The sequence below is a fragment of the Mesorhizobium loti R88b genome, from assembly GCF_013170845.1.
In the GTDB taxonomy this organism is placed as follows: Bacteria; Pseudomonadota; Alphaproteobacteria; order Rhizobiales; family Rhizobiaceae; genus Mesorhizobium; species Mesorhizobium loti_B.
In genome coordinates this window covers 4,415,455-4,433,270 of sequence record NZ_CP033367.1, presented here as the reverse complement: position 1 = coordinate 4,433,270, position 17,816 = coordinate 4,415,455, and the positions used below count along the sequence as shown (strand labels likewise).

Annotated in this window: 15 protein-coding genes; 4 read left to right on the top strand and 11 right to left on the bottom strand. The window is 61.8% G+C overall.

Annotated elements, in window-relative coordinates:
* The first annotated feature begins 7 nt into the window (after window positions 1-7).
* On the top strand, window positions 8-1,255 hold the full coding sequence (gene kynU, locus EB235_RS21570) for a kynureninase (protein ID WP_027029020.1): 1,248 nt from the start codon (window positions 8-10) through the stop codon (window positions 1,253-1,255).
* 247 nt (window positions 1,256-1,502) lie between these two features.
* Here the strand turns inward: kynU and EB235_RS21565 are convergent, their stop codons facing one another.
* The gene (locus tag EB235_RS21565) at window positions 1,503-1,700 is read right to left on the bottom strand and encodes a hypothetical protein (RefSeq protein ID WP_155256258.1); all 198 of its coding nucleotides are present in this window, start codon (window positions 1,698-1,700) and stop codon (window positions 1,503-1,505) included.
* Between EB235_RS21565 and lexA the strand changes: the two genes are divergently transcribed.
* Window positions 1,699-2,439, top strand: coding sequence for a transcriptional repressor LexA (gene lexA, locus EB235_RS21560; protein ID WP_027029021.1), 741 nt, complete (start codon window positions 1,699-1,701; stop codon window positions 2,437-2,439). The genes EB235_RS21565 and lexA overlap by 2 nt on opposite strands.
* On the opposite strand, the gene EB235_RS21555 is transcribed toward lexA, so the two are convergent.
* Window positions 2,433-4,886, bottom strand: coding sequence for a ComEC/Rec2 family competence protein (locus EB235_RS21555; protein WP_027029022.1), 2,454 nt, complete (start codon window positions 4,884-4,886; stop codon window positions 2,433-2,435). The two genes, lexA and EB235_RS21555, sit on opposite strands and share 7 nt — an antisense overlap.
* A gap of 102 nt (window positions 4,887-4,988) precedes the next feature.
* Here EB235_RS21555 and gltX point away from each other — a divergent pair, with 102 nt between their 5' ends.
* Together gltX and gltA are read left to right on the top strand one after the other, a co-directional pair.
* A complete protein-coding gene (gene gltX, locus EB235_RS21550) occupies window positions 4,989-6,413 on the top strand; it encodes a glutamate--tRNA ligase (protein ID WP_027029023.1) in 1,425 nt (474 codons plus the stop codon).
* 183 nt (window positions 6,414-6,596) lie between these two features.
* Entirely contained in the window at window positions 6,597-7,919 is a 1,323-nt protein-coding gene (gene gltA, locus EB235_RS21545) for a citrate synthase (protein WP_027029024.1), read from the top strand.
* Between the two features lie 28 nt (window positions 7,920-7,947).
* Here gltA and lpxB read toward each other — a convergent pair whose 3' ends face one another.
* The 9 genes from lpxB to EB235_RS21500 all read right to left on the bottom strand — a co-directional run bounded on the left by lpxB (window position 7,948) and on the right by EB235_RS21500 (window position 17,816).
* Window positions 7,948-9,123, bottom strand: a complete 1,176-nt coding sequence (gene lpxB, locus EB235_RS21540) for a lipid-A-disaccharide synthase (protein ID WP_027029025.1) — start codon at window positions 9,121-9,123, stop codon at window positions 7,948-7,950.
* Window positions 9,116-10,030 (bottom strand): LpxI family protein, encoded by a 915-nt coding sequence (locus EB235_RS21535; RefSeq protein ID WP_027029026.1) that lies wholly within the window; start codon window positions 10,028-10,030, stop codon window positions 9,116-9,118. The genes lpxB and EB235_RS21535 overlap by 8 nt, the downstream gene beginning before the upstream one ends.
* Window positions 10,002-10,835 carry an acyl-ACP--UDP-N-acetylglucosamine O-acyltransferase gene (gene lpxA, locus EB235_RS21530; protein WP_027029027.1) on the bottom strand — a complete coding sequence of 278 codons (834 nt, stop codon included), beginning with the start codon at window positions 10,833-10,835 and terminating at the stop codon, window positions 10,002-10,004. Before lpxA ends, EB235_RS21535 begins: the two co-directional genes overlap by 29 nt.
* A gap of 13 nt (window positions 10,836-10,848) precedes the next feature.
* On the bottom strand, window positions 10,849-11,316 hold the full coding sequence (gene fabZ / locus EB235_RS21525) for a 3-hydroxyacyl-ACP dehydratase FabZ (RefSeq protein WP_027029028.1): 468 nt from the start codon (window positions 11,314-11,316) through the stop codon (window positions 10,849-10,851).
* Window positions 11,309-12,364 carry a UDP-3-O-(3-hydroxymyristoyl)glucosamine N-acyltransferase gene (gene lpxD / locus EB235_RS21520; protein ID WP_027029029.1) on the bottom strand — a complete coding sequence of 352 codons (1,056 nt, stop codon included), beginning with the start codon at window positions 12,362-12,364 and terminating at the stop codon, window positions 11,309-11,311. The genes fabZ and lpxD overlap by 8 nt, the downstream gene beginning before the upstream one ends.
* Window positions 12,365-12,439: 75 nt before the next feature.
* Window positions 12,440-14,806 (bottom strand): outer membrane protein assembly factor BamA, encoded by a 2,367-nt coding sequence (gene bamA / locus EB235_RS21515; protein WP_027029030.1) that lies wholly within the window; start codon window positions 14,804-14,806, stop codon window positions 12,440-12,442.
* A gap of 217 nt (window positions 14,807-15,023) precedes the next feature.
* Window positions 15,024-16,166 (bottom strand): RIP metalloprotease RseP, encoded by a 1,143-nt coding sequence (gene rseP, locus EB235_RS21510; protein WP_027029031.1) that lies wholly within the window; start codon window positions 16,164-16,166, stop codon window positions 15,024-15,026.
* Between the two features lie 103 nt (window positions 16,167-16,269).
* Window positions 16,270-17,085: a phosphatidate cytidylyltransferase gene (locus tag EB235_RS21505; RefSeq protein WP_027029032.1), complete on the bottom strand. Its 816-nt coding sequence runs from the start codon at window positions 17,083-17,085 to the stop codon at window positions 16,270-16,272.
* On the bottom strand, window positions 17,082-17,816 hold the full coding sequence (locus EB235_RS21500; RefSeq protein WP_027029033.1) for an isoprenyl transferase: 735 nt from the start codon (window positions 17,814-17,816) through the stop codon (window positions 17,082-17,084). Before EB235_RS21500 ends, EB235_RS21505 begins: the two co-directional genes overlap by 4 nt.

The window sequence follows — 17,816 nt, the reverse complement described above, 5'->3', positions numbered from 1 at the left end:
ACTGACCATGAGGGGAATTCCTGATCTCGCTGCAATCGAAGCAATGGATGCCGCGGATCCGTTGCGAGCGATGCGCGATCGTTTCATTCTGCCGGATGGGGTGATCTATCTCGACGGCAATTCACTTGGCGCGGCGTCCCACGCCGTCTTCGGCGAACTGCAGAAAGCAGCAACCCAGGAATGGGCCCAGGATCTCATCCGAGCCTGGAATACAGCCGGATGGTTCGAGATGCCGCTGGAACTCGGTGATCAACTTGGACGCTTGATCGGAGCAGCGCCAGGCCAGACCGTGGTCTGCGACACCACATCGATCAACATCTACAAGGTGCTGCATGCGGCGCTGAACATGCGGCCAAGCCGGCCGGTTATCGTCGCCGAGGGCGACAGTTTTCCCACCGACCTGTACATCGCCGAAGGGGTCGCCTCGACCCGAGAGGGCATCGTGTTGCGGCTCGCTGGCGTCGACGCGCCGACCATCGAAGAGCTGATCGACGAAAGCGTAGCTGTGGTGCTGGTCAATCACGTCAACTACAAATCGGGTGAATTGCGCGACATGGCGGCGCTGACGCGCAAGGCTCATGCGGCCGGAGCGCTGATCATCTGGGATTTATGCCACACCGCAGGCGCTCTACCCGTCGAGCTCGACCATGCGAATGCCGATTTCGCAATCGGCTGCACGTATAAATATCTCAACGGCGGTCCGGGCGCACCGGCCTTCATCTACGCCGCGCAACGTCATCACGGCGACATCAGCCAACCGCTCAGCGGGTGGTGGGGGCATGCCCGCCCCTTTGCGTTTGAACGCGGTTACGTCGCAGGTACCGGCATTCGCCGCTTTCTCTGCGGCACGCAGCCCGTCCTGTCGATGCGGGCGCTCAAGGGCGCGCTCGCCATCTGGGACGACGTCGACATGGCTGCGTTGCGAAAGAAGAGCGTTGCACTGACCGAACTGTTCATCCAACTCGTCGAAGCAAAGTGCGGTGCCTATGGTCTCACGCTGGAAACCATCCGCGACCCGACCAAGCGCGGCAGTCAGGTGTCGTTCCTCCACGATCACGGCTATCAGGTCATGCGTGCCTTGATCGAGCGCGGTGTGATCGGTGACTTCCGCGCGCCGTCCACCATCCGTTTCGGATTTACGCCGCTCTACGTCGCCTACAAGGATGTGTGGCTAGCGGTTGAGGTCCTACAAGAGATTTTGCACACCGGTGCCTGGAAGGCCCCGCGTTTCGCCGTCAAGGAGTCCGTCACCTGAAGCGGTGATCTCAACGATCGGTTGTCACCGGCCGTATAGCGAGCAGCGAATTTCCAATTCACAAATGGGTAGGCTCTCGGTCGAGGCGCTAGTGGTCGCGGACAAGCCGGAGGTTGGCATTTTGGCTTCGTTTCGTTCACGGCAAACGAGCGTCCTCAAAACTGGAAATGCGTGGCATGGAACTCCGTGGCCGACTGATGCCAAGCCAAGCCGCCGGATAGGCCACAAGCCATTAACCAAAGCGATTTCAATGGTCGCCAATATGCGGCGACAGGGCTGACGGGTCAGTCGTTGCCGCAGCCGTCTGCCAAATAATTTCGGCCTCCTTAACAAATTCACTAAACTTTAAACGGTTGCAGAACACAACTGGAACAGATAGTGTTTGTTCTGGGTTTGTTTTTCGATTCTGGTTCAGACCTTTTGTTCTAGCCTTGGGGGCTGCCATGCTGACGCGCAAGCAACATGAACTTTTGATGTTCATCCATGAACGGCTGAAGGAAAGCGGTATCCCGCCGTCCTTCGACGAGATGAAGGAAGCGCTCGATCTCGCCTCCAAGTCAGGCATCCATCGTCTGATCACGGCACTGGAGGAACGCGGTTTTATCAGGCGGCTGCCCAACCGGGCACGCGCGCTGGAGGTGCTGCGGCTGCCGGATTCAATCGCGCCGGGTCTCAACGCGGCCAAGAAGTTCTCGCCAAGCGTCATCCAGGGCAGTCTTGGTCAGGGTGGCCTTGGCCGCCAACTCAAGCCTGCAACGCCATCGCGCCTGCCCGCTGCCGGCAATGACGACGACGTGGTTTCGGCGGTGTCGATCCCTGTGATGGGGCGTATCGCCGCCGGTGTGCCCATCGATGCCATCCAGCATCAGACGCATTCCATTTCGGTGCCGCCGGATATGATCATGGGTGGCGAACATTATGCGCTGGAGGTCAAGGGCGACTCGATGATCGAGGCCGGCATCTTCGACGGTGACACCGTCATCATCCGCAATGCCGATACCGCCCAGCCTGGCGAGATCATCGTGGCGCTGGTGGATGAGGAGGAAGCGACGCTGAAGCGGTTCCGCCGCAAGGGCGCCTCGATTGCGCTTGAAGCCGCCAATCCGGCCTATGAAACGCGTATCTTCGGCCCCGACAGGGTCAAGGTGCAAGGCAAGCTGGTCGGGCTGATCCGGCGTTATTGAGCAGGAACGGCAGCCGGCTTTTCAGGTTTCTTGTAAGGTGGCAGGCCCCTCGCCTCACGCGAGAATTTGCGTTGCGCGTGCCAGGGTCGGTACGGGCTGTCCACGGCGAAGCTGACGGTTGCCGGCGTGATCGCCGATTGGCGATTGAAAAAGACGGCCGCGCTGCCTTTGCGGGCAAGCTGCCGCTTGGTGATGACGAGAACCAGCGGGTTGTGACAGGCATCATAGCCCGTCGCGTCATTGACGACGATCAGGTCGGCGAACCCGCAGGCCTTCCAGCTGTCCTTGCGGTCTTCGACATAAGCAATAATCGCACCGGACGTGTGCTTGGCCAGACAGACGCCGTCAGTGCAATAGAACGGCGCTCCTGGCGGCAGTTCCGTGGCATCCGCGATCTCGAATTGCCCGTCACCTCTGGTGAAGGTTTCCGGGACGACGATGGCTTCGGATCGCAACGCACGTTTCCAATTGTCGACCATGAATTCGTTTGGACGCGCGCGGCTGACAGCGAGTTCGCCGCCTCCGATCGGCATTGCAACCAGCCTGGCGTCCTCCGAGATCAACACATCCGGTGTTCGCGTGTCCGGGATGGTCAGCACACTGGCAAGCACGAAGGGAACCGCGGCAAGCCGAAGCCATGTCGTCGCCGTGGTCGCGATAACCAGGGCAATCGTCACCAGCAAGACGGACTGTTGAGAAATCAGGCCTACTCCATCGACTGGAGAGCGATCCGATATCCACGCCGAGATGGCGATCATTGCGGTCAGGCCCTTGCCCATCAAATAAAGGGCTGGCCAATCCAGTCCAAACGGCATCAACAGCGCGCTGGCTACAGCCAGAAACATCACGACTGATACAATCGGCATGATCGCCAAATTGGCGACCAGGCTGAGCGGCGACACGCGCTGGAAATGCCAGATAGCAAACAGCGCCGTGGCACTTCCGGCTATGATCGAGGTCATGGCCAGGCCGCCTGTCGCCAGCAGAAATTTCCGCGCCAGGAAGCCGGGCAAGGATCGCTTTGGCGGCGGCGGTCTGGATTTTCCCGCACGGTGATCCGCCCAGCCGGCATAGGCGCCGACAAGCGCAGCCGTTGCTGCAAAGGACATCTGAAAACTCGGGCCGACCACCTCATGCGGCGATACCACAATGACGGCGATCGCCGAGATCGCCAGATTGCGCATGGTCAGCGCCGCCCGATCAAACAGCACTGCAATCAGCATCACCGCCAGCATGATGAAGCTACGCTCGGCAGCAACGACGACGCCCGAAATGATGAGATAGGCAGCGATCGAGACCAGCGCAGCTGCGGCCGCGTATTTTTTCACCGGCCGGCGCGCGGAAAAGTCTGGAAACAGCGCGAAGGCACCGCGCAACAGACCCATGATTGTGCCGGCGACCAGCGCCATGTGCAGACCCGAAATGGAGATGATGTGATAAATGCCGGTGCGCCGCATCGCTTCGTTGATTTCATCGGGAATGCCGGCACGTACGCCGACGATCAGCGCCGCCGCGATCTCACCTTCGGCGCCGCTGACAGTGCCCCTGATATGGTCTGCGATGGCTTCGCGCGAATTTTCTATCCCTGAGGAAAGACGGGCCGAGATCGGCATGTCATCGTCGCTGGCCGACACAACTTTTGGATTGCCGAGAAAGAAGCCGCTGCCGCCGATGCCGGCGAAATAGCTGTCGAAGGAGAAGTCGTAGCTTTCCGGCCGCACCGGACCGGTCGGCGGCAACAGTTTGGCATAGCCGGTAATGAGTGAGCCGGCGGTCATCTCCGACGGTATCTTGCGCGCCGAAAGCCGTACCCTTTCCGGCACGTAGCGCAGTTTCGGCCGGGCGGTCGCTGTCACGTCGATGGTCAGTCGGATGCGGCCAGTTTCCATTTGCTCGAGCGAGACCACACGCCCGGTCAGTTGGGTCGAGATTTCCGAACCCAGCATCTGCGTTCCGACCCGCCATGTCTCGACCTTGCCTGCGAGCAAACCCAGAGCGCACAGCAGCGCCGCCATGAAGCACAGATGGGTTTTCGGCCAGGAACGCGAGACAAGCGCACATATCCCCGTCAGCACGACGACCGCGATGAGTTTTGGGAAATCAGGCTCCGCGGCCAGCGAGAAATAGCCGATCGCCCCAATCGCCAGGCAGACCGGCACCAGCAGGAAGGCGATGCCCCGGTCAAGCTCCAGCTCCGCCGCCTTGGCCACGCTATGGCGCAGGCGCGGCAATGAAACCTGACCAAGTCGCCGACGGGCCCGCACGATCCTGCCGTGGGCGGGCGAAACTGGCGCTGGAACATCCGCTTGCAAGGGTTGAATGCCAGTGCCTGGAATGACAGGTGATGGCGGCGGCGACGCCGGCAAAGGCATCGCAAACAGGGATCGTTCGCTGACGCCAACATTGGCGTCCTCGCCCTGATCCAAGCCCCGGCCTCGTCCAGCCATCGGGTCTGCCCCTTGCACCCCTGACGCCCTATGCTACATGAACGCGCAAAGCGCGAAAGTCCGCGCACCCACGCCCCGTTTCAGATGGTTTCCGAGAGTTCCATGTCCGACAAGGTCGTCACCCGTTTTGCCCCCTCGCCCACCGGCTATCTGCATATCGGTGGCGCACGCACGGCGCTGTTCAACTGGCTTTACGCAAAGCACACTAACGGCACGATGGTGCTGCGCATCGAGGATACCGACCGCGAACGCTCCAGCGATGCGGCAACCCAGGCCATTCTGGATGGGCTGACCTGGCTTGGGCTTTCCTGGGATGGCGAGGCCATATCGCAGTTCGAGCGCGCACCGCGCCACCGCGAGGTCGCCGAGGAATTGGTGCGCCTGGGCAAGGCCTATTACAGTTACGAGACGCCTGCCGAGCTCGAGGCAATGCGCGAGGCGGCGCGGGCCAAGGGCCTGCCGCCGCGCTATAATGGCCAGTGGCGCGATCGCGGCCCATCCGAGGCCCCGCCCGGCGTCAAGGGTGCCATTCGCATCAAGGCGCCGACCGAGGGCGAGACGGTCGTGCACGACCGCGTCCAGGGCGAGGTGCGCTTCCCCAACAAGGATCTCGACGATTTCATCATCCTGCGTTCGGACGGCAATCCGACCTACATGCATGCCGTGGTCGTCGACGATCACGACATGGGTGTCACGCACATCATCCGCGGCGACGACCACCTGACCAATGCCGCCCGCCAGACCGTGATCTACACGGCCATGGGCTGGGACGTGCCGTCCATGTCGCACATCCCGCTGATCCATGGTGCCGATGGTGCCAAGCTGTCGAAGCGGCATGGCGCGCTTGGCGTCGAGGCCTATCGCGCCATGGGCTACCTGCCGGAGGCGCTGCTCAACTACCTGGCGCGCCTGGGCTGGAGCCATGGCGACGACGAGATCATGTCGATCAAGGACATGATCTCCTGGTTCGACATCGGCGACGTCAACAAGGGCGCGGCCCGCTTCGACTTCGCCAAGCTGGAAGCGATCAACGGCGCGCATATGCGCAAGATGGCCGATGCCGAGCTGTTCGACATCTTCATCGCCACCTTGCCCTATCTCGAGGGCGGTCCGGCAATGGCCGCACGCCTTGACGATCGCAACAAGGCGCAGCTTCTGGCGGCTCTCCCAGGTCTGAAGGAGCGCGCCAAGACACTGGTCGAGCTTGTCGACGGCGCCGCCTTCCTGTTTGCCACCCGGCCGCTGCCGATCGACGACAAGGCAGCCCTCCTGCTCAATGACGATGCCCGCAAGATCCTGCGTGGCGCTCACGAAGCTTTGAATGCGCTTTCAGGTGACTGGACGGCTGCCGCGGCCGAGGCTGCGATCCGCGAGGTTGCACTGGCTGGCGGCCACAAGCTCGGTGCCGTGGCCCAACCTTTACGGGCTGCGCTGACCGGCAAGAGCACCTCGCCGGGTGTGTTCGACGTGCTTGCCGTGCTCGGGCGCGAGGAGAGCCTGGCGCGCATAGCGGATCAAATCGATTAGGAGCAAACTGGCCCAAGAAGATTGGCATTGAAAGGCGCGTTTCGCAGTGCAACATTAGGCCTTGGCCCAATCTGGCACGCACCTCCTGAAATGCGGTGGCGAATATGCGCATTGCGGTGATTTCGACGTGTCGCTCTGCAGAATTTGCCCTTGCCGGCATGAGGAAACAAGAAGGAGTTTGCAATGACCGAAGCTGCGAAAAAACTGGATGTGGGCGGCCAAGAGGCTACGGCAACGCTTGAGTTCGCCGGCAAGACTCACGAGTTCAAGGTGCGAAGCGGCTCCGTCGGGCCCGACGTCATCGACATTGCCTCGCTCTACAGCACGACCGGTGCCTTTACCTACGATCCCGGCTTCACCTCGACCGCAAGCTGCGAGTCCGAAATCACCTTCATCGACGGCGATGCCGGTATTCTTCTCCATCGCGGCTACCCGATCGACCAGCTGGCCGAGCACGGCGACTTCCTCGAAGTCTGCTATCTCCTGCTCTATGGCGAATTGCCGACCAAGGCGCAGAAGGACGATTTCGACTACCGCGTAACGCGCCACACCATGGTGCACGAGCAGATGTCGCGTTTCTTCACCGGCTTCCGCCGCGACGCGCACCCGATGGCGGTGATGTGCGGCGTGGTCGGCGCGCTGTCGGCCTTCTACCACGACTCCACCGACATCTCCGATCCCTACCAGCGCATGGTCGCTTCCATGCGGCTGATCGCCAAGATGCCGACGATCGCCGCCATGGCCTATAAATACCACATCGGCCAGCCCTTCATTTACCCGAAGAACGAGCTGAACTTCGCCGCCAACTTCCTGCATATGTGCTTCGCCGTGCCGTGCGAGGAGTACAAGATCAACCCGGTGCTGGCGCGCGCCATGGAACGCATCTTCATCCTGCACGCCGATCACGAGCAGAACGCCTCGACCTCGACCGTTCGTCTTGCCGGCTCGTCGGGCGCCAACCCGTTCGCTTGCATCGCGGCTGGCATCGCTTGCCTCTGGGGCCCGGCCCATGGCGGCGCCAATGAAGCGGCGCTGAACATGCTGGGCGAGATCGGCCATGTCGATCACATCCCCGAGTTCATTGCCCGTGCCAAGGACAAGAACGATCCGTTCCGGCTGATGGGCTTCGGTCACCGCGTCTACAAGAACTATGATCCGCGTGCGAAAATCATGCAGAAGACCGCGCATGAGGTTCTGGGCGAGCTCGGCATCAAGGACGACCCGCTGCTCGACATCGCCATGGAACTGGAAAAGATCGCGCTGACCGATCCCTACTTCATCGAGAAGAAGCTCTACCCGAACGTCGACTTCTACTCCGGCATCACGCTGAAGGCGCTGGGCTTCCCCACCACCATGTTCACCGTGCTGTTCGCGGTCGCCCGCACCGTCGGCTGGATCGCGCAGTGGAAGGAAATGATTGAGGATCCGCGCCAGAAGATCGGCCGCCCGCGCCAGCTCTACACCGGTGCGCCGGAGCGTGACTACGTGCCGATCGCCAAGCGCTGATCTGGGCTTATTAAAATGAAAAGGCGCCTCAGGGCGCCTTTTTCGCGTAACGCAACACAACGCCCGCCGCAATCTCGCCAGATGGCTTGTCGGTCGCCATGCGCCTGGCGATCTCGGCAAAGCCTTGCTTCTGCCAGGCACGCATGCCGCTGTCGGCGAACAATGCTTCCATCTGCCGGGCCAGATTGTTCGGTTTGACGTATTCGTTGTAGAACTCGGGAATAAGCGCACGATCGGCGATCAAATTGGGCAGCAGCGCCGACCAGACCGAAACGAAATAGGGCGCAACGGCACGTGCGATGGGATCGAGCCTGTAGCTTGAGACCATCGGGACGCCTACCAACGCGAGTTCCAGCGATACGGTCCCCGACGCGATCAACGCGGCATCGGCCTTGCCGAAGGCCTGCCATTTGCGCTGGGGATCGACGATGATTTCGGGCTTTTCGTCCCATCGGGTGACGCCAGCGCGGACGAGCTCCGCGACATGCGGCACTGTCGGCAGCATCAGCCGCAGGCGATGCCCGCGAGCCTTCAGCATCGACACGGTCTCGCCAAATGGCTCGAGCAGCCTTCGCACCTCGCCGCGCCGTGAACCGGGCAGGACAAGCAATGTCTTGACGCGATCAGCTGCCAGGTCGCGCGGCAGGTCTTGCGCCTTCGCCGCCGCCAGCACGCCTGCATCATGGGTCAGGCGATGCCCGACATAAGTGCCGGGCGGACCACCGAGCCGTTCCAGTTCCTTGACCTCGAACGGCAGGATGCAGAGGATATGGTCGACATAGGGTTTCATTGCCGCCGCCCTGCCCGGCCGCCATGCCCATACACTCGGGCAGACATAGTGGATGATCGGGATCGACGGATTGGCCGCGCGCACTTTCCTGGCCACGCGCAGCGAAAAATCGGGGCTGTCGATGGTGACGAGGCAGTCCGGCTTCTCCCGAGCAACAGTGTCGGCCAGTTGATTGATCCGCCGCATCAGCCGTGGCAGATCGCGCAGGACGGCGGTGAACCCCATGAGTGCGATCTCGCCGGCATCGAATGGCGATACCAGGCCCAGGGCCTGCAGATGGCGGCCACCAAGGCCGAGGAGTTGCACATCGCGACCGGTCGCATGTTTCAGCGAACGCACGATGTCGGCGCCGAGCACGTCTCCGGACTCTTCGCCGGCGACGATGGCAATCCTGAGTGGCCTGTCATTACCCATTAGCCGGCTCCACAGCAGGCAAACCGACGATGAAGAGGCCAAGCGCATTGGCCCGGGCGATGGTCGCAGGGCCTTCCAGAACAAGCGAACGTCCTGCCTCGACGGCAATGCCGGCAAGTCCGGCCGCATGCGCGGCTTCAACCGATTGCGGGCCAATGGAAGGAAGATCCGCGCGCAGTTCCTGACCGGGCTTGGCGCATTTGACGAGAACGCCACGGGTCTTGCCCGCGATGCGGCCGTGGCCGCGCAGCAGCTTCGCCCGCTCGAGCAACCCAGCCGTCCCTTCAATGCCTTCCAGCGCGATGACGCGGCCGCCGATCGCTATCGCCGCCTGGCCGATATCCAGCGCCCCGATGGCCTTCGCCGCGGCGAGCCCCGCTTCGATGTCGCGCCGATCTGAATCCCTGGGCGCTGCCTTCGTCAAGACGCCCTCGGCGGCAACGAGGGTCGGAACGATTTCGTGGGCGCCGACGACCTTTATTCCACGCGCCTCCAGGCCTCGCGCCACGACCTTCAGCAGGCCGTCATCGCCGCGTGCGAGCGCCATCACGACAAGCGGTATGACCGCAAGCAGGCTGAGGCTTGGGCGCAGATGTGTCAGTCTCGGTCTGCGCCTGATCTCACCCGCGAGCACCAGGTGGGTGATCCCGTGGCGTCTGAGTAAGGGGAGCAGTGAGCCGATGGCCTCCAGGGCAAGCGTCTCATGCTCATACTGGCGCAATTCGGCCAGTCGGTCGGCCTCACCTTCCATGAGAATGATGAAGGGCGGGTAGCCCTGCCCGGCCGCACCGGCCGCGACTTCGACCGGCAGGCTGCCGCCACCGGCGATGATGCCGACCCTGGCATCAGGCGAAAGATCGAGACCCCTCGCGACGACCTCAGTCTTCGTCATCGGCGTCGTCGCCATCGCCGCCCTTGAGCGACGGCACGGCATAGTGCCGCTTGCCGCGGCTGGAGATGAAATCGATGATCTTCATGGCTGTCGGCGACGAGGCGAATTCCGCCTTGGCCAGCTCGACATTCTCGGCAACCGTGCGGGAGCGATCGAAAATCGTCCTGTAGGCTTTGCGCAGCAGGTAGATTTCCGCGCGCGGCAGGCCGGCCCGCTTCAGGCCAATGATATTCAGGCCGCGCAGGCTGGCGCGGTTGCCGACGGCAATGGCGTAGGGGATGACATCGCCGACAAATGCCGAACATCCGCCGAGGAAAGCGTTGTCGCCGACACGCACGAATTGATGCACGGCGCTGAGGCCGCCAATATAGACGTTGTTGCCGACCTCGCAGTGGCCGCCCAGCGTCGCGCCATTGGCAAAGGTGGCATTGTTGCCGACAACGCAATCATGGGCGATGTGGGCGTAGGCGAGGAAATTGCCATTGTCGCCGACCGTGGTTTCGCCGCGGCTGGTATCGGTGCCGACATGCATGGTCACACCTTCGCGGATGGTGCAATTGGCGCCGATGACCAGCGTGGTGCGACCGCCCTTGTGCTTGGTGTTTTGTGGCGGCGCGCCCAGTGTCGCCATCGGATAGACCTTGGTCGACGCCCCGATGGTCGTCGCACCCATCACCGAGACATGGCTGACCAGTTCGACACCGTCGCCGATCACGGCATCGGCGCTGATGTGGCAAAACGGTCCGATGCGCACACCTTGGCCAATCTGGGCGCCTTCTTCCACGACGGAGGAAGGATGGATGGAAGTCTTGATTTTCATAAGCACCCGATCGTCAGTCGCCGGTGACCATCATGGCTGAAATCTCGGCCTCGGCCACCTTGGTACCCTCGACCATGGCTTCGCAGGCGAATTTGAGCAGGTTGCCGCGCTTCTTGATTTTCTTGACGTGGATCTTCAACTGGTCGCCAGGAACGACCGGTTTGCGGAACTTGGCGTTGTCGATGGTCAGGAAATAGACCAGCGACGGCTTCGACGCCCCAAGGCTGCGGATGCAGATGGCGCCGGCCGTCTGTGCCATGGCCTCGACGATCAGCACGCCTGGCATGACCGGCTGCTCGGGGAAATGGCCCTGAAAATGCGGCTCGTTGATAGTAACGTTCTTGATGCCGACGGCCGAGTTATCGCCATCGATGTCGACAATGCGGTCGATCATCAGGAAGGGATAGCGATGCGGCAGGAGCTTCATCAGCCCCATGATGTCGACCGCTTCCAGCGTTGTCGCCGCCACCATATCAGCCATTTCCGTTGCCCTGCTTGCGTGCCCTGGCCATCGTGCGCAACATGGCTATCTCCCGCATCGCTTCCGCCATCGGCTGTGCCGGATAACCACCCCAGATCTCGCCGGCAGGGACATTGCTCATAAATCCACTTCTGGCGGCAAGCTTGGCCCCAGACCCGATGGTCAGGTGATCAGCAAGCCCGACGCCGCCGCCCATGGTGACATTGTCACCCACGACGACGGAACCTGAAATACCCGAAAGTCCAGCTATTATGCAATTGCGCCCGATGCGGACGTTATGGGCGATCTGCACGAGATTGTCGATCTTGGTGCCCTGGCCGATGATCGTATCGGACATGGCGCCGCGATCGACCGTCGTGTTGGAGCCGATCTCGACATCGTCCTGGATGACGACCCGCCCGATCTGGGGAACACGCTCTGGCCCCTTGGCGCCACCAACAAAGCCAAAGCCATCCTGGCCGATCCTGGCGCCGCCATGGATGATGACCCGGTTGCCGATCAGCGCATACTGGATGCTGACGCCCGGGCCGACATAGCCGTCACGGCCAATCTGGCAGGACTGTCCAATGACCGCGTTTGGCGCGATGACGGTGCCGCTGCCGATCGAGGCGCCTGGCCCGATGACCACGCCAGCCTCGATGATGGCGCCGGCTTCGACATGCGCGGTCGGATCGATATGGGCATGTGGAGAAACACCGGTTTCACCGGTCATCGGCCCCGGTGTCGCGGCCGCGGGGAACAGCAGCCGACCGATCAGCGCGAAGGCCTGTTGCGGCCGTGGATGGGTGAGGACGGCGACACCGGCCGGCGCCTTGCTGGCGAATTCCGCCGGGCAAAGAACCGCGGCTGCCCGCAGCGACGGCATCAGCCCGGAATTGCGCTTGCCGTCGACGAAGACGAGCGCATTGGCGCCGCCTTCGTGGGCCGGTGCCAACGCTGAGATCGAAACCTCCGAGTGACCGGAATCGACAAGCACCGAGCCGGTCAGATTCGCGACTTCGGCCGCCGTATACCGGCGTGATGGCGCGAAAAACACCGGATCGGTCATTCCAGAAGCTATATCCAGCTAGGTCGGAACATTTCTCCCGGATCCATAAAATCCGGGAGCATCGTTGGCCGCCGATCAGAAGCGGGTCGATATGCCGAAGTTGAATTCCTGCACGTCGTCGCGAGCGTACTTCTTGACCGGGATCGCGTAGTCGATACGGATCGGGCCGAACGGCGAGGCCCACATCAGGCCAAGGCCCACAGAGGCACGCAACTGCAAGTCCGTTGACTCTTGAACAACGCTCGTAACCTGACTGCCATAGAGGGTGGCGGCGTCAGCAAACACAGCACCGCGAAGGCCGAAGCTTTCCGGAACGACTGGCAACGGGAACTGGGCTTCAGCGGAGGCGTTGAAGTAGGTCGTGCCGCCGAGATGGTCACCCGTGAGAGGATCCACAGGCCCAATACCGCCATAAGCAAAACCGCGGATCATACGATCGCTGCTTTGGAACTGATCGAATATGCGCAGGCCGTCACTGCCATAACCCTCGACATGACCGGCGCCGCCCGAAATCAGGCCGACAAGATCAAGCGACTCGGACAGCGTCTGATAGACGCTGCCGCGCGCCGTGACCTTCACGAACTTGGCATCACCGCCGAGACCGGCCACTTCGACGGACGAATTGGCATAGATACCCTCATGCGGGTTCTTCATGTCGTCGATGGTGTTATAGACCAACCCAAGGCTGACCGACGACTTGATCCAAGGACTCTGCTCGATACCATCCAAGATGGCAGTGGAAATGTTGCACGTGCCGTCGGGATCTGCGGTGGTGGTAGGGCCACAGCTGTCGTCCACCTTATATTTCTCTTGCGAGATATTGTACGCCAGCTGGGTCGTGATGTTGTTGGTGATCGGCAACCCGAAGCGGATCGTCGCGCCCGTGGTATCGCTGTCATAGTCGTTGTTGTATTCCCGCGTCGACTTGTAGATGTCGAAGCCGGCCGCGATGCGCCGTCCGAGGAAGTACGGCTCGGTGAAGGACAGGCTGTAGTCGCGCGAATTCTTGCCGCCGCCGGCCGACAGCTTGATGAACTGGCCGCGGCCGAGGAAGTTGCGCTCGGTGATCGATCCTTCGACGGACGGACCCGCCGAATCGCCGCCGGTCGAATAACCGGCACCAATCGAGAATTCACCAGTCGACTTCTCAACCACGGTGACCACGAGAACGACCTGGTCTGGCGCCGATCCCGGGACGGTCGAAATATCGACCGACGTGAAGTAATCGAGGTTCTCCAGGCGCTTCTTGGCGCGCTGGACAAGCACCTGGTTGAAGGCGTCGCCCTCGCTGACATCGAATTCGCGGCGGATGACGTAGTCGCGCGTACGATCGTTGCCGCGGATCTCGATGCGCTCGACATAGGCCTTGGTGCCTTGGTCAATCGTATAGACTACCGAAATCGTATGGTTCTCGAAGTTGCGGTCGCCACGTGGCGTCACCTGCGCGAAGGCATAGCCGGAACCGGCCACCTTCTCGGTAAGCGCGATGATCGAGTCTTCGACGTCCTTGGCGTTGTAGACATCGCCCTTTTGGGTCAGGACCACCGATTCCAGCGACTTCGAGTCGACTTCCGGGATCGTGCTTTCGACGCTGATATCGCCGAAATTATAGCGAGTGCCTTCCTGGACGGTGATGGTGACCGTGTATTTGTTCGTCGCACTGTCGAGTTCGCCGACAGCAGACACGACCTGGAAATCGGCATAGCCGTGATTGTAGTAGAACCGGCGCAGCAGCTCCTGGTCGGCGCGCAGCTTGTCCTCGTCGTAGACGTCGTCGCGCAGGATGAACGAAACCCAGGAGGAGCGCTTGGTGTTGATCACGTCCGACAGGCGGCGGCTCGAATAGGCGCTGTTGCCGACAAAATTGATCGCCGCGATCTGCGTACGGTCACCTTCGGTGATCTTGAAAAGCACATTCACGCGGTTGTCGCCGAGGTCCATGACCTGCGTTGTCACGCCGGCATCATCGCGGCCGATATGCTTGTAGGCGCCCTTGATCTGCTCGACGTCGGCATCGAGGGTCGCCTGCGAGAACGTGGCGCGCGGCTTCAGCTGGATAGCCATCTGCAGCGCGGGGTCCTTGATCTTCTTGTTGCCCTGGAAGAGCACCTGGTTGACGACCTTGTATTCGGCAACCTTGACCACCAGCGTCGAGCCGACCTGGTTGATCTGGACGTCCGAGAACAGGCCGGTGCCGAACAGCGCCTTGACGGCCGCGTCGATGTCGGAACTGGAGAAGGCCTTGCCCGGCTTGATGGTGATGTAGTTGCGGATGGTTTCGGCGTCGACACGCTGGTTGCCGCTCACTTCAACCCTGCTGACGACAGCGGCTTCAGCCGTCGATGTGGCAACGAATTGCACTGCGAGCGCACCCGGCACAACCAGAGCCGCGGACAGTGCCGCCGCTGACGCGGCGTTCAGAAACTTGGAAGCTGCCTTCATCGGGCTTAATAACCTTTTCTCGTAGTCCCCACGGCGAGAAAACCGGACGTGCGGTAATTTCCCCTACCGTATTAACCGGATTTTCCCTACACGCAAGGCTTCTGGTTAATTTGTATTTACTTAACCCTGGTGCGTGGCTTTCGCGTCACTCATATCCCCGTGCATGGTAAACGGCGTCTCAACATCGGCCATGCCCAGGCCAAATTCCTTCATGATTTCAGCATCCAAACAGATCGTTCCAGAACACGAAGCCCATGAAGCACAAGACCAGAAGCAGACCGGCCCGATAGGCCATTTCCATCATCCGTTCCGACACCGGACGGCGGATGACGGCCTCCACCCCGTAGAACAAGAGATGGCCGCCGTCGAGGGGGGGAATCGGCAAAAGGTTTAGAATGCCTATCCCCACGGACAGGAGTGCGACGAGTTGCACCAGCCATTCAAAACCCAGTTTGGCCGCCTTGCCGGCCATGTCGGCGATCTTGACCGGACCACCCAACTGGCACTTGTCCTCGCGCCCGACGGCGAAGCGCTGCATGAACTGGCCGGTGCGCTCGATGACGTGGCCGGTTTCCTCGACAGCCGCCGCAACGGCGCCGACCGGTGTATAGGTGATGAGACGAGGCTGGCCGAGTTCCTTGTTGTTGACGACGCCGATCACCGCGACCTTGACCTTGTTGCCGAGCGCGTCTTCCTGCTCCATCAACTGCGGGCTCGCGGTCACCGTGACTTCCTTGCCACCGCGCAGCATGACGAAGGTGATGACATCGCCGGCGCGGCCCGAGACCAGCCGCTGCACGTCACCGAAGGTTTCCACCTTGCTGCCGTCGACGCTGACGAATCGGTCGCCCGGCTGAATGCCGGCCTTTGCCGCCGGACTGTCTGTTGTAACCTCGGCCACCATGGGCTCTGCGACATAACGCCCATAGGTGGCAAACAGCACGGAAAAGACGACGATCGTCAGCAGGAAATTGAACAGAGGCCCGGCCGCCACCGTCGCCGCGCGCTTCCAGATCGCCTGGGTGTGGAAGGCAACCTTGCGCTCCTCGTCGGTCAGCGTTTCCAACTCATCCGACGTCGGCTGGCTGGAGGTGGCGTTCATGTCGCCGACAAATTTGACATAGCCGCCAAGCGGTATGGCGCACAGCTTCCAGCGCGTGCCATGGCTGTCGTTGAAGCCGATGAGTTCGGGACCAAAGCCGATCGAGAAGGCCTTGACGCCGATGCCGCACCAGCGACCGACGAGGTAGTGGCCCATTTCATGGACAAACACCACCACGGTCAGCACGAAGAGAAACGGCACGAGCGTGCCGAGAAGCAAGCCGTCCGTGCTGAAAAGCGCGTGAAGAATCTCGTTCAAGACAAACCCTCAAATTCTTCCGCGGCACAGTAGCGCCGTGACTGTGACATCAATCCGGGCGAATCCAAGGCACGCCTGGTGCCGGATCGCGAAATGACATCGTTCAAATGGGAAACAGGCCCTGCGCCGGATGATCGGCGCCCGCCGAAATCCAGCCGATGACGTATAGAGCCAGAGCCGCCGCGACAAGCCCGTCGACACGGTCCATGACCCCGCCATGGCCTGGAATGAGCATGCCTGAATCCTTGCGGCCGTGCCGCCGTTTGACCCATGATTCGAACAGGTCCCCGGCCTGGGCAACAATCGAGAGCACGAGCGCCACCAGACCGAGCAGCGCCAGATTGCCGGCACCGGCAACCGCGGCCAGAATCAGCCCGGCAACCACACCGCCAACCGCGCCACCGAGTGCGCCGCTGCGCGTCTTGCCGGGTGAAATCGACGGCGCCAGCTTGGGACCGCCCACAGTCCGCCCGACGAAATAGGCAAAAATGTCGGTCGCCCAGACGACCGCGAACAGGAACAGGATGGCGACGAGGCCCGAATGATCGCCGTCGCGCAGCAAGGCAAGCGACAGGCCGGACACGCTGGCATAGGCAAGGCCGCACGCATCCCACTGCCCGCTGTTGCGAACCAGGGCGGCTATCGCTGTCACGACGATCAGGGTGACGACGAGCGGCAGCAGCCAGAATGCTGGAAGGCCGGCAATCAAGGCGCCGATTAAAACGACCATCAGCGCTTCTGGCAGGAAGCCCAGTCCATTGGTCGACATGGGCCGCGACATGCGTGTCCACTCGTAAAAGATCATCCCCGACATGGCCGCGCACAGCAATCGGAAAGGCAGGCCGCCAAGCCAGGTCAGGCCAAGGGCAACGATGGCAAGGATAACCGCTGAAATGACGCGGAGCTGGAGATTGCTCATCCCGCGGCCGGTCGCGACGCGACGTCCTGTGGCCCATGTCCGCCAAAGCGACGCTCGCGGCCGGCGAATTCACGCAAGGCTTCGGCGAGATGCTCGCGACTGAAGTCTGGCCAATAGCAAGGCAGGAAGACGAGCTCGCTGTAGGCGGCCTGCCACAACAGGAAGTTGGACAGGCGAAGCTCGCCGCTGGTGCGTATGACCAGCTCCGGATCCGGAATCCCTTGTGTGTCGAGGGAGCCGGCAAAGCTTTCGGCTGATATCGACTCGCTGTCGATTTCGCCGCGCGCCACGGCCGAAGCAAGCTTGCGGGCCGCGCGGACGATCTCGTCGCGTCCGCCATAGTTGAAGGCGATCACCAGCGTCAGCGCTTCGTTGCCTGATGTCAGCGATTCGGCCTCGTCGAGCAGCCCTCTGATGTCGGCCTGCAGCCCTGCCCTGTCGCCGATGATCCTGACCCGCACGCCGCTCTGGTGCAGTTCGGCCAGGTCACGGCGGATGAACAGCTTCAACAGTCCCAACAGGTCGCTGACCTCGGACTTCGGCCGCGACCAGTTCTCCGACGAGAACGCATACACGGTCAGGAAGGAGATCCCGAGACCGGGTGCCGCGCGCACCGTCTTGCGCAGCGCCTCGACGCCGGCGCGATGGCCGGCAAGCCTCGGCATGCCACGCGCCTTGGCCCAGCGTCCATTTCCATCCATGATGATCGCGACATGCGCGGGCGTTGTCAT

What these genes read in the sequence shown, in the direction of transcription:
- kynU (WP_027029020.1), top strand. Translation starts at nt 8, where the DNA reads ATGAGGGGAATTCCTGATCTCGCTGCAATCGAAGCAATGGATGCCGCG.
- lexA (WP_027029021.1), top strand. Translation starts at nt 1,699, where the DNA reads ATGCTGACGCGCAAGCAACATGAACTTTTGATGTTCATCCATGAACGG.
- EB235_RS21565 (WP_155256258.1), bottom strand. Translation starts at nt 1,700, where the DNA reads ATGGCAGCCCCCAAGGCTAGAACAAAAGGTCTGAACCAGAATCGAAAA.
- EB235_RS21555 (WP_027029022.1), bottom strand. Translation starts at nt 4,886, where the DNA reads ATGGCTGGACGAGGCCGGGGCTTGGATCAGGGCGAGGACGCCAATGTT.
- gltX (WP_027029023.1), top strand. Translation starts at nt 4,989, where the DNA reads ATGTCCGACAAGGTCGTCACCCGTTTTGCCCCCTCGCCCACCGGCTAT.
- gltA (WP_027029024.1), top strand. Translation starts at nt 6,597, where the DNA reads ATGACCGAAGCTGCGAAAAAACTGGATGTGGGCGGCCAAGAGGCTACG.
- lpxB (WP_027029025.1), bottom strand. Translation starts at nt 9,123, where the DNA reads ATGGGTAATGACAGGCCACTCAGGATTGCCATCGTCGCCGGCGAAGAG.
- EB235_RS21535 (WP_027029026.1), bottom strand. Translation starts at nt 10,030, where the DNA reads ATGGCGACGACGCCGATGACGAAGACTGAGGTCGTCGCGAGGGGTCTC.
- lpxA (WP_027029027.1), bottom strand. Translation starts at nt 10,835, where the DNA reads ATGAAAATCAAGACTTCCATCCATCCTTCCTCCGTCGTGGAAGAAGGC.
- fabZ (WP_027029028.1), bottom strand. Translation starts at nt 11,316, where the DNA reads ATGGCTGATATGGTGGCGGCGACAACGCTGGAAGCGGTCGACATCATG.
- lpxD (WP_027029029.1), bottom strand. Translation starts at nt 12,364, where the DNA reads ATGACCGATCCGGTGTTTTTCGCGCCATCACGCCGGTATACGGCGGCC.
- bamA (WP_027029030.1), bottom strand. Translation starts at nt 14,806, where the DNA reads ATGAAGGCAGCTTCCAAGTTTCTGAACGCCGCGTCAGCGGCGGCACTG.
- EB235_RS21505 (WP_027029032.1), bottom strand. Translation starts at nt 17,085, where the DNA reads ATGAGCAATCTCCAGCTCCGCGTCATTTCAGCGGTTATCCTTGCCATC.
- EB235_RS21500 (WP_027029033.1), bottom strand. Translation starts at nt 17,816, where the DNA reads ATGACAACGCCCGCGCATGTCGCGATCATCATGGATGGAAATGGACGC.